An 8,849-nucleotide genomic window follows, 5' to 3' on the forward strand; every position below is an offset into this window, starting at 1 on the left:
GCTACGGGGTGCTGCGGCTGCTCGGGACGACGCGGGGCCGGGAACGGTGGCGGTCATCGCAGGTCCCTGCCGGTGAGGTCGAGGAAGAGGTCCTCGAGGGTCGGGCGGGCGAGGCTGAGCCCCTCCGGCATGACCCCGAGCCCGGCGCACCAGGCGGTCACGGTCGCCACCGCCTGCGGTCCGAGCGGGGCGTCCGGGCCGCCGCTCACGACGTACTGGCCCGGGGAGACCTCCAGGACGGTGATCCCGGCGGTGAGCGCCGCGCCGAGCGGCCCGACGTCGAGGCCGGGCGGGCCGCCGAACCGCAGGGACTCGCCGTTCCCGGAGAGCAGCGTCGCGGGGGAGCCGTCGGCGACGACCCGGCCGTGGTCGACCACGACGACCCGGTCGGCGAGCCGTTCGGCCTCGTCCATGAGGTGGGTCGTCAGGACGACGGCGGCGCCGTCCGTGCGCAGCCGTGCCACCACGTCCCAGACCGCGAGCCGGGCCTGCGGGTCGAGCCCGGCGGTGGGCTCGTCGAGGAACACGACCTCGGGCCGGCCCACGACGGCGACGGCGAGCGCGAGCCGCTGCCGCAGGCCCCCCGAGAGCCGGCGGACGTTCGTCCGGGCGTGCGCCGTGAGCCCGAGCCGGTCGAGCAGGTCGTCGACCGGCAGCGGGCGGGCGTGCAGCGCCGCGACGTGCCGGAGCACCTCGCCGGCCCGGGCACCGGTCGGCAGGCCGCCGTCCTGGAGCATCACCCCGACCCGCGCCCGCTGTGCCGCGTCGGCCCGCCAGGGGTCGCGACCGAGGACCCGCACGGTCCCGCCGTCCGGGCGCCGCAGGCCCTCGCAGCACTCGACCGTCGTCGTCTTGCCGGCGCCGTTCGGGCCGAGGACCGCCGTCACCTCGCCGGAGCGGGCGGCGAACGAGAGGCCGTCGACGACCGGCCGGCCGCCGTAGGACTTGCGCAGGCCGTCGACGGCGAGCGCGGGGGCGTCGGTCACCCCCGAAGGGTAGGAGCCGGGAGGTCGAGTTGAGGCCCCGGGGTATTAACGACACAATGAAGTGGTGTAATTGGGCCAGTGCCCGCGCAGTGCCCCGACCAGCGAGGACCGACGAGCGAGGAGAGGTGCGCAGGATGACCGACCTGACCAGCCCGCCCGCCGCCCTGGCGCCCGTCGAGACCGAGTTCGACGAGCGCACCCGGGACCGGGTCTGCCGCGAGGTGCTCGAGCGCGGCCCGGTGACCGCCGCCGAGCTCGCCACCTGTCTGGGCCTCACCCCGGCCGCCGTCCGCCGCCACCTCGACGTCCTCCTCGAGGACGGGCACGTCGCCGTCCACGAGACCCCGGCCGGCGGCCCGCGCGGCCGCGGCCGCCCGGCCCGCCGGTTCGTCCTCACCGACGTCGGGCACGCGGCGATGGCCACGGGGTACGACGCGCTCGCGTCGTCCGCCCTGCGCTTCCTGCGGGACGTCGCCGGTGACGACGCCGTCAAGCAGTTCGCCGACGACCGGGTCGGCGACCTCGAGCGGCGCTACGCCGCGGTGGTCGACGCCGCGGGGGAGGACCCGCAGGCCCGGGCCCGCGCGCTGGCGGGCGTACTGTCCGCCGAGGGCTACGCCGCGAGCACCCGGGACGTCGCCGTCGGGGACACGACGGTCGGCATCCAGCTGTGCCAGGGGCACTGCCCCGTGCAGCACGTGGCACGCGAGTTCCCCCAGCTGTGCGAGGCCGAGACCGAGGCCTTCTCGCGGCTGCTCGGGGTGCACGTCCAGCGTCTGGCGACCCTGGCGCACGGCGAGCACGTCTGCACGACCCACGTCCCGACCGCCTCGGTCGCCGTCCAGATCGCACCGCAGCACGTCCCGACATCGCCTCAGGAGAGGACCACCCGATGACCTCCGTCGCACGCCCCGAGCTCGAGGGGCTGGGCCGCTACGAGTACGGATGGGCCGACCCGGACTCCGCGGGGGCCACCGCCCGCCGCGGGATCTCCGAGGACGTCGTCCGCAACATCTCTGCGCTGAAGAACGAGCCGCAGTGGATGCTCGACCTGCGCCTCAAGGGCCTGCGCCTGTTCGACAAGAAGCCGATGCCGGGCTGGGGCTCCGACCTGTCCGGGATCGACTTCGACACGATCAAGTACTTCGTGCGGTCGACCGAGAAGCAGGCGACGTCGTGGGAGGACCTCCCCGACGACATCAAGAACACGTACGACCGCCTGGGCATCCCGGAGGCCGAGAAGCAGCGCCTCGTCGCCGGGGTCGCCGCGCAGTACGAGTCCGAGGTGGTCTACCACCAGATCAACGAGGAGCTCGAGCGCCAGGGCGTCATCTTCGTCGACACCGACACCGGGCTGCGCGAGTACCCGGAGCTCTTCAAGGAGCACTTCGCGTCCGTCATCCCGGTGGGGGACAACAAGTTCGCGGCGCTCAACACCTCGGTGTGGTCCGGCGGCTCGTTCATCTACGTGCCCAAGGGCGTCCACGTCGAGATCCCGCTGCAGGCCTACTTCCGGATCAACACCGAGAACATGGGCCAGTTCGAGCGGACCCTGATCATCGCCGACGAGGGCTCGTACGTGCACTACGTCGAGGGCTGCACGGCGCCGATCTACAAGTCGGACTCGCTGCACTCGGCCGTCGTCGAGATCATCGTCAAGAAGGACGCGCGCGTCCGGTACACGACGATCCAGAACTGGTCGAACAACGTCTACAACCTCGTGACGAAGCGGGCCACGGCGGCCGCTGGCGCGACGATGGAGTGGGTCGACGGCAACATCGGCTCCAAGGTGACGATGAAGTACCCGGCGATCTTCCTCATGGGGGAGCACGCCAAGGGCGAGACGCTGTCCATCGCCTTCGCCGGCGAGGGCCAGCACCAGGACGCCGGCGCGAAGATGGTCCACGCGGCGCCCCACACCTCGTCCTCGATCATCTCCAAGTCCGTCGCGCGCGGTGGCGGCCGGACGTCCTACCGGGGCCTCGTGCAGGTTCTCGAGGGCGCTCACCACTCCGCCTCGACGGTGCGCTGCGACGCGCTCCTCGTCGACACGATCAGCCGGTCCGACACCTACCCGTACGTCGACGTCCGCGAGGACGACGTGTCCATGGGGCACGAGGCGACGGTGTCCAAGGTGAGCGAGGACCAGCTCTTCTACCTCATGTCCCGTGGTCTGAGCGAGGAGGAGGCCATGGCGATGATCGTCCGTGGCTTCGTCGAGCCCATCGCGCGCGAGCTGCCGATGGAGTACGCGCTCGAGCTCAACCGCCTCATCGAGCTGCAGATGGAAGGGGCCGTCGGCTGATGGCAGCCAGTACGGACATCACCGCACCGCCGACCGCCCAGCACGGGTTCGTCGCGCACAGCCACGGGAACGCGCCGGGCGACCCTGTCCCGGTGCAGTCCCGGGCGGGCTGGCTCTCCAGCTTCGACCCCGCGGACTTCCCGGTCCCGAACGGTCGCGAGGAGAACTGGCGCTTCACCCCGCTCGCCCGGCTGCGCGGCCTGCACGCGGGCGCCGAGGCGTCCGGGGCGCCGAGCGCGGTGACGATCGACGCCGCGGACGGCGTGCGCACCGAGCTCGTCGACCGCGGCGACGCCCGGCTGGGCAAGGTCGGCGTGCCCGAGGACCGCGCCGCGGCGCAGGCCTGGGCCTCCTTCACGAAGGCGCTCGTCGTCACGGTCCCCGCCGAGCTCGACGCCTCCGCCCCCACGACGGTCACCGTCGAGGGGCAGGGCGGGCTGGGGTACGCGCACGTGCTCGTCGTCGCGGAGCACCACTCGCGCGGCATCGTCGTCCTGGACCACCGCGGCTCGGCGACCGTGTCCGCGAACGTCGAGATCGACGTCGCGGACGGTGCGGACCTCACCGTCGTGTCCATCCAGGACTGGGCGGACGACGCGGTGCACCTGTCCGCGCAGCGCGCCGTCGTCGGCCGCGACGCCAAGCTGCGGCACGTCGTCGTCAGCCTCGGCGGCGACGTCGTCCGGATCTCCCCGACGGCCTCGTTCTCCGGCCCCGGCGGCGAGGTCGAGCTCGTCGGGCTGTACTTCGCGGACGCCGGCCAGCACCTCGAGCACCGGCTCTTCGTCGACCACGCGGTGCCGAACTGCACGAGCAACGTCGTCTACAAGGGCGCCCTGCAGGGCGAGTCGGCGCACACCGTCTGGATCGGCGACGTCCTCATCCGGGCCGCGGCCGAGGGCACGCAGACGTACGAGCTCAACCGCAACCTCGTGCTCACCGACGGCGCCCGCGCCGACTCGGTGCCGAACCTCGAGATCGAGACCGGCGAGATCGTCGGCGCCGGGCACGCGAGCGCGACGGGCCGGTTCGACGACGAGCAGCTGTTCTACCTGCAGGCGCGCGGCATCACCGAGGCGCAGGCCCGGCGGCTCGTCGTCCGTGGGTTCTTCAACGAGCTCATCCAGAAGATCGGCGTCCCGCAGATCGAGGAGCGGCTCAACGCGGCCATCGAGGCCGAGCTCGAGCGCTCGATGGCGTTGGTGGGGGCGGGCGCGTGAGCCTGCAGAAGGCCTGCGCGGCCGCTGACATCCCGGCGTCCGGTGCGCTCCGCGTCGTCCTCGAAGGGGTCCCCGTCGCCGTCGTGCGCGACAGCGAGGGCGGGCTGCACGCCATCGGGGACACCTGCACGCACGCCGACGTCTCGCTCGCCGAGGGCGAGGTCGACGACTGCTCGATCGAGTGCTGGCTCCACGGTTCGCGGTTCGACCTGCGGACCGGCCGGCCGACGTCGCTCCCGGCGATCCGCCCGGTGCCCGTCTACTCCCTGACCCTCGACGGCGACGACGTGCTCGTCGACGTCACCACCACGATCAACGCCGGCGACACCGCCGCGAAGGAGAGCTGAACCCGATGTCCGTCCTCGAGATCCGGGACCTCCACGTCTCCGTCGAGACCGAGCAGGGCGCCAAGGAGATCCTCCGTGGCGTCACCCTCACGGTCCGCGCGGGCGAGACCCACGCGATCATGGGCCCCAACGGCTCGGGCAAGTCCACGCTCGCCTACTCGATCGCGGGCCACCCGAAGTACACGGTCACGAGCGGCACCGTGACGCTCGACGGCGAGGACGTCCTCGCGATGAGCGTCGACGAGCGCGCCCGGGCCGGGCTCTTCCTCGCCATGCAGTACCCGGTCGAGATCCCCGGCGTGACGAACTCGAACTTCCTGCGCACGGCGAAGACCGCGATCGACGGCGAGGCCCCCAAGCTGCGCACGTGGGTCAAGGACGTCCGCAGCGCGATGGAGGGCCTGAAGATGGACTCCTCCTTCGCCGAGCGCAACGTCAACGAGGGCTTCTCCGGCGGTGAGAAGAAGCGCAACGAGATCCTCCAGATGGAGCTCCTCAAGCCGCGGATCGCCATCCTCGACGAGACCGACTCCGGCCTGGACGTCGACGCCCTCAAGGTCGTCTCCGAGGGGGTCAACCGCGTCCTCGCCGGCGGCGAGGTCGGTGCGCTGCTCATCACGCACTACACCCGCATCCTGCGCTACATCCAGCCGGACTTCGTCCACGTCTTCGTCGACGGCAGGATCGTCGAGCAGGGCGGTCCCGAGCTCGCCGACCGCCTCGAGGCCGAGGGCTACGACCGCTTCACGACGCCGGCGACCACGGGGGCCTGAGCACCGATGTCAGCACCAGCGGTGGACGCCGCCCGCGTCGGCGACCCGGGCGGGAGCGAAGCGGGCGGCGCGGCGGCGTTCTCGGACGACGAGGTCGCGGCGGTCCGCGCCCGCTTCCCCGTGCTCTCCCGCACGGTGGGGGCCGGGCACGCGCTCGCGTACCTCGACTCCGGGGCGACGTCCCAGCGGCCGGACAGCGTCCTCGACGCCGAGCGCGACTACCTGACCCGCTCGAACGCCGCCGTCCACCGCGGTGCGCACACGCTCGCCGAGGAGGCGACGCAGGCCTACGAGGACGCCCGGGCCGCCGTCGCCGGCTTCGTCGGGCTCGACGACGACGAGGTCGTCTGGACCCGGAACGCGACCGAGGGACTCAACATCGTCGCGCTGGGCCTGTCCCACTACGGGATCGGCGCACCGGGGCCGCTCGCCCTGCGGGCCGGCGACGAGGTCGTCGTCACGGAGATGGAGCACCACGCGAATCTCGTGCCGTGGCAGCAGGCGTGCGCCCGCACCGGGGCGACGCTGCGTTGGATCGGGCTCGACGACGACGGCCGGCTCGACCTCGACGACCTCGACAGGGTCGTCACCGGGCGCACGAAGGTGCTCGCCTTCACCCACGCCTCGAACGTCCTCGGCACGGTCAACCCGGTGCCCCGGCTCGTCGCGGCGGCGAAGGCGGTCGGTGCGCTGACCGTCCTCGACGCGTGCCAGTCCGTGCCGCACTTCCCGGTCGCCCTGCGGGCCCTGGACGTCGACCTCGCCGTCTTCTCGGCGCACAAGATGCTCGGCCCGACGGGGATCGGCGCGCTGGCCGGCCGCCGCGAGGTGCTCGCCGCGCTGCCGCCGGTCGTCACCGGCGGCTCGATGGTGGAGAAGGTCACCATGGAGTCGACGACGTTCCGCGAGCCGCCGCAGCGGTTCGAGGCCGGGACGCCGCCGGTGAGCCAGGCGATCGCGTGGCACGCCGCCGTCGACCACCTGTCGGCCCTCGGCATGGACCGGATCGCGGCGCACGAGCACATGCTCACCGAGCGGCTGCTCGCCGGGGTCGCGGACCTGCCCGGAGTGCGCGTGCTCGGCCCGACGACGGCCCGGGACCGGGTCGGCGCCGTGAGCGTCGTCGTCGAGGGCGTCCACCCGCACGACGTCGGGCAGTTCCTCGACAACGAGGGGATCGCCGTCCGGGTCGGGCACCACTGCGCGCAGCCGGTGCACCGCCGCTACGGCGCGACCGCGAGCACCCGGGCCAGCGTCTACCTGTACTCGACGACCGGCGAGGTCGACGCGTTCGTCGAGACCCTGGGCCGGGTCCGCGGCTACTTCGGGGCGGCCTGATGTCCGGTCTCGACCAGCTCTACCAGCAGATCATCCTCGACCACGCGAAGGCGAAGCACGGCTTCGGGCTGCGCGACGCCGCCCCCGGCGCCGCCTCCGCGGACAGCCACCAGTACAACCCGCTCTGCGGTGACGAGGTCACCCTGCGCGCGGTCGTCACGACCGCGCCGGACGGCACCGCCGCCCCCGTGGTCGCCGACGTCGCGTGGACGGGGGAGGGCTGCTCGATCAGCCAGGCGTCGACGTCCGTGCTCCACGAGCTCGTCGTCGGGCTCCCGGTGCCGCAGGCGACCGGCCTCGTCGAGGAGTTCCGCACGATGATCCGGTCGCGCGGCCAGGTCGAGCCGGACGAGGAGGTCCTCGGAGACGCCGCGGCCTTCGCCGGCGTCGGTCGGCACGCCAACCGCGTGAAGTGCGCCATGTTGGGATGGACGGCGTTCGAGGACGCGTTGTCCAGGGCGGTCGCGGACCTGTTCGAGGCCGCACCGCAGCCGGGTCCGCCCGCAGTCAGCACGACGACCGAGCAGGAGAACGCATGAGCGAGACCCAGACGCCCGCCAACGTCCTCGACGTCGAGGAGGCGCTGCGCGACGTCGTCGACCCCGAGCTCGGCATCAACGTCGTGGACCTCGGCCTCATCTACGGCGTGACGATCGACCAGAACAACCACGCGGTCATCGACATGACGCTGACGTCCGCGGCCTGCCCGCTGACCGACGTCATCGAGGACCAGGCGCAGCAGGCCCTCGACGGCCTGGTGTCCGGGATGCGGATCAACTGGGTCTGGATGCCGCCGTGGGGCCCGGACAAGATCACGGACGACGGCCGCGAGCAGCTGCGGGCGCTCGGCTTCAACGTCTGACCTGCACCGCCCCGGATGACGGGGTCGGCGCCTTGTGTGACAGTTCGCCCCGCATCGTTCCGATCATCGGTGCGGCGGCGTAGCGTGTCGGCGTCCACCGTGCTCGGGGCCGGCGGGGCGCCTCGGCGCCGGCCGGACCGTGGATGGCTGCAGGTTCCGTCTCTCCGGGCGGACCAGCGGCGGGCGGAGCCGGACGGGGCGGTCCGGGACCACCGCCGGGCCGGCGGCGGCACGTGGCACGGGAGCGGGGCGTCCTCGTGACCGTCCGCCGCCGGCCTCACCCGCCCCGGCGGCTGCCGGGGCGGCGCGAGACGATGGACGGGTGAGCGAGACGATCCCCGGGTGAGCGACCGCACCTTCACCGTCGACGCGCGACGGCTGCCCCGCTGGGTGGCCGGTGTCCGCGAACGGCACGGCGAGGTCCTGGCGGTCGTGTCCCGCGGCGGCGTCCTCCTCACCGCCGGGGACGGGACGACGGCGCTGCTCTCGCCACCGTTCCCCGACGACGCCCTCGCCGACGACACCTTCCCCGCGGACACGTCCGCCGACGACCTCGTCGTGGCCCTCACCGGCCGGGTGCTCCGGCCGCGACGGGTCGCCGCCGTCCTGGCCCGGCGGGGCGGCTACGCCTGCGCCGTCGTCGGCCCGGAGGGCGTCGGCGCGTCGAAGGTCGGCACCCGGTACGTCCAGGGCCGGACGGCGGCCGGGGGCTGGTCCCAGCAGCGCTTCGCGCGCCGCCGGGAGAACCAGACCGACGACCTCGTCCGCGCCACGGCGGACCACGCCGCCCGGGTGCTCGACCCCGGCTCCGCGACCTACGACGCCGTGCTCACCGGCGGGGACCGCACGCTCGTCGACCGGGTGCTCACCGACCCCCGGCTACGGGTGCTCGGGACGCTGCCCCGCGGCCCCCACCTCGCCGTCGGCGACCCCCGTTCGGACGTCGTCAAGTCGCTCCCCGAGCACGTCCGCTCGGTCACGGTGCACCTCTCGGAGCCCTGACCCGGTGGGGGTGGGG

The 8,849-nt window shown here is 73.3% G+C and carries 10 protein-coding genes; 9 read left to right on the forward strand and 1 reads right to left on the reverse strand.

The features are described 5' to 3' along the window. Positions 1-53 precede the first annotated feature (53 nt). A complete protein-coding gene (locus tag EDJALFJO_RS12250) occupies positions 54-986 on the reverse strand; it encodes an ABC transporter ATP-binding protein (RefSeq protein ID WP_088285567.1) in 933 nt (310 codons plus the stop codon). A gap of 134 nt (positions 987-1,120) precedes the next feature. Here EDJALFJO_RS12250 and EDJALFJO_RS12255 point away from each other — a divergent pair, with 134 nt between their 5' ends. From EDJALFJO_RS12255 to EDJALFJO_RS12295, 9 genes are all read left to right on the forward strand, one after another. After that, complete coding sequence (locus EDJALFJO_RS12255; protein ID WP_088285569.1) at positions 1,121-1,882, forward strand: metalloregulator ArsR/SmtB family transcription factor; 762 nt, start codon at positions 1,121-1,123, stop codon at positions 1,880-1,882. Further along, a complete protein-coding gene (gene sufB, locus EDJALFJO_RS12260; RefSeq protein WP_088285571.1) occupies positions 1,879-3,291 on the forward strand; it encodes a Fe-S cluster assembly protein SufB in 1,413 nt (470 codons plus the stop codon). The genes EDJALFJO_RS12255 and sufB overlap by 4 nt, the downstream gene beginning before the upstream one ends. Beyond that, positions 3,291-4,511 (forward strand): Fe-S cluster assembly protein SufD, encoded by a 1,221-nt coding sequence (sufD, locus tag EDJALFJO_RS12265; protein ID WP_088285573.1) that lies wholly within the window; start codon positions 3,291-3,293, stop codon positions 4,509-4,511. The genes sufB and sufD overlap by 1 nt, the downstream gene beginning before the upstream one ends. After that, positions 4,508-4,858, forward strand: coding sequence for a non-heme iron oxygenase ferredoxin subunit (locus EDJALFJO_RS12270; RefSeq protein ID WP_088285575.1), 351 nt, complete (start codon positions 4,508-4,510; stop codon positions 4,856-4,858). The genes sufD and EDJALFJO_RS12270 overlap by 4 nt, the downstream gene beginning before the upstream one ends. 5 nt (positions 4,859-4,863) lie before the next feature. Next, on the forward strand, positions 4,864-5,631 hold the full coding sequence (gene sufC / locus EDJALFJO_RS12275; protein WP_088285577.1) for a Fe-S cluster assembly ATPase SufC: 768 nt from the start codon (positions 4,864-4,866) through the stop codon (positions 5,629-5,631). Between the two features lie 21 nt (positions 5,632-5,652). Further along, positions 5,653-6,969 (forward strand): SufS family cysteine desulfurase, encoded by a 1,317-nt coding sequence (locus EDJALFJO_RS12280; RefSeq protein WP_233149821.1) that lies wholly within the window; start codon positions 5,653-5,655, stop codon positions 6,967-6,969. Further along, positions 6,969-7,508, forward strand: coding sequence for a Fe-S cluster assembly sulfur transfer protein SufU (sufU, locus tag EDJALFJO_RS12285; RefSeq protein WP_088285581.1), 540 nt, complete (start codon positions 6,969-6,971; stop codon positions 7,506-7,508). The genes EDJALFJO_RS12280 and sufU overlap by 1 nt, the downstream gene beginning before the upstream one ends. After that, entirely contained in the window at positions 7,397-7,831 is a 435-nt protein-coding gene (locus tag EDJALFJO_RS12290; RefSeq protein WP_369812523.1) for a metal-sulfur cluster assembly factor, read from the forward strand. Before sufU ends, EDJALFJO_RS12290 begins: the two co-directional genes overlap by 112 nt. A 342-nt stretch (positions 7,832-8,173) precedes the next feature. Next, complete coding sequence (locus tag EDJALFJO_RS12295; protein WP_088285585.1) at positions 8,174-8,833, forward strand: acVLRF1 family peptidyl-tRNA hydrolase; 660 nt, start codon at positions 8,174-8,176, stop codon at positions 8,831-8,833. Positions 8,834-8,849 lie beyond the last annotated feature (16 nt).

The organism is Kineosporia sp. A_224 (genome assembly GCF_002198655.1).
Lineage (GTDB): Bacteria > Actinomycetota > Actinomycetes > Actinomycetales > Kineosporiaceae > R-H-3.